Raw genomic sequence first — 1,882 nt, forward strand, 5'->3', positions numbered from 1 at the left:
GGGCGGCAAATCGAAAGTGCATCTAGGCATTCTGGTCGAAGTGTCCCGTACTACGAAGCTTCGCCAGCAGCATGACTGCCGTTCCGTGAAAGTCGACCCGCGCTTGCTCGCTAAGCGGAGACGCACACCACGCGGCCAGATCCGATACGAGAAAGCCCGTTTCGCCGTTTACAGAAGCGCATCGAAGTTGGCCCTCTTTGTCCATCACGATGATCGCCGTGCCGGTCGTGCCATACCCGATCGCCGCCATACGCCGAACGTGCCTGTCCCCGTCGAGGCGAATGTCGAACAACACAAAGCCTGCGGTTTTCTCCGCAACGTCAGCCACCCGATCACCGAACGGCAGATGCACGCCGTCGCTTTCGCGGAGCGATTGCTCGAACAGCACTAATTCAACGTGCTCCACCACCATGGGGCGACAGTGGCCTCTCTGGCGCAATCGGCAATAGGGCCGGCGCCGCTTGTCCACACTTCACACAGGAATCCACATGCCCAACACCACCAACGCGCTTAGCCAAATCGAAGGCCAGCCCAAATCGTCGCCCAACGACGGCCTGTCGGGCCGCTTTCGTCGAATCGGCGGTCGACGAAATATCACCCTTGCGTTACTTTGGTCGCAACCAGGGGTGGGCCAATGACCAAAAAGCAGCCGAAGCGCGAAGTCCTCGATGTTCATGAGGAGCCGGTTTTTGCAGTGGAGAATGGCATCACTCCCGAACAACTACGCGACCTGATCAGGACACTTGGCAGTGATCGCGAGACATTAGTTAGCGCGGTGCAGGCGTTGCGATTAAAACGGCTGTAGAGGGGCAAACGCTAGCCCGCTGTCACCACATGACGTCATGTAAAGACTCAGTTATGTCTTGAGGTGCAGCGGACCTAATGGAAGCGTCTGTGGCCGGCGCCATTCGGGCAACCTCCCAGCGAGGGCGCCGGCCTTTTTACGTCTAGCGCTTCACCTTCGGCGTGATCTCCTCGATCCGCGCCTTGACGCCATCCTGGATCATTGCCCATTCCAGCGATTCCGCTTCTTCCCTGTCCCGGGTGTTAAGAAGAACGCGCCAATGCGTCTTCTCGAACACGCTCACGATGTAGGTTGTCGCGGGCTTTTCAGACATCGCTAAAAATATAGCTTGCCTGCCCGCGCCGTCTATCATTCGAACGTCGGCTTCCAGTCGCGGTTGCTTCGCTTGGATGACTTCGTAGTCAGGACGCATACGAAGAAGACCGGACGACGGTCGCGGCGACAGCCTTGCGTGATGAGCAGCCAAAGAGCCCGACCGCCTTCGTCGCTCAGCGACGTTGTTGGTCAGCATCGATCCAGGAAGTTGATTCCACGTGTGCTCATTGAGCACTAAGTTGGGCGGCCTATCGATTTGGGCCGTCCGTCGCCATGACGTCAAAAAGCAGCAAGCATGCCACCAAAGACACGGCTCCGATTAGCAGTTCGTCCGCGGTCAATCCGAGAAAATGGACGAAATCAAAAGCCAACACCACTGCCATCGCTCTACCAATCATCGACATCGCCTAAGGTAAAACCATTAGAGAACACTAATGTTCCTGTCTGGACTCCCTGCCGCAATGGACGCATTCTCTGTTTGGGGAGTGAGGGACTTGGGCAAGGGCCAGCACAATATAGGTGCCGATCATGCTGATCGGTGGCGCAAGAACGCAGGCAAGCGGCGGCGGCGCTGGCGACCTGAATATCTCTTTGCGCTGGTGCTGGTGCCCTTGGCGGTCTTCCTCGCCTTCAACGCCGACACACTTGGAATTGGCCCCAGTCTGGCGCCTGTGGGTTTGATAGATGGCACCTCGACCGAAGGCGCCGGAAGTTCTGGCAGTTGCGAGATCAAGGGGAACATTAACATCGACTCTGGCGAGC

At 57.7% G+C, this 1,882-nt stretch carries 4 protein-coding genes; 2 read left to right on the forward strand and 2 right to left on the reverse strand.

What is annotated here, in order from left to right; genetic code table 11:
• Positions 1-22: 22 nt before the first annotated feature.
• Positions 23-412: a hypothetical protein gene (locus JT360_RS32975; protein WP_214477587.1), complete on the reverse strand. Its 390-nt coding sequence runs from the start codon at positions 410-412 to the stop codon at positions 23-25.
• A gap of 222 nt (positions 413-634) precedes the next feature.
• Between JT360_RS32975 and JT360_RS32980 the strand changes: the two genes are divergently transcribed.
• The gene (locus tag JT360_RS32980; RefSeq protein WP_214477588.1) at positions 635-805 is read left to right on the forward strand and encodes a hypothetical protein; all 171 of its coding nucleotides are present in this window, start codon (positions 635-637) and stop codon (positions 803-805) included.
• Between the two features lie 142 nt (positions 806-947).
• Here JT360_RS32980 and JT360_RS32985 read toward each other — a convergent pair whose 3' ends face one another.
• Positions 948-1,316, reverse strand: coding sequence for a hypothetical protein (locus JT360_RS32985; protein ID WP_214477592.1), 369 nt, complete (start codon positions 1,314-1,316; stop codon positions 948-950).
• A 298-nt stretch (positions 1,317-1,614) separates the two neighbouring features.
• Here JT360_RS32985 and JT360_RS32990 point away from each other — a divergent pair.
• The coding region (locus tag JT360_RS32990; RefSeq protein ID WP_214477590.1) for a hypothetical protein at positions 1,615-1,882 on the forward strand (268 nt) is incomplete at its 3' end.

This window comes from Mesorhizobium sp. dw_380 (assembly GCF_018588885.1).
Lineage (GTDB): Bacteria > Pseudomonadota > Alphaproteobacteria > Rhizobiales > Rhizobiaceae > Mesorhizobium.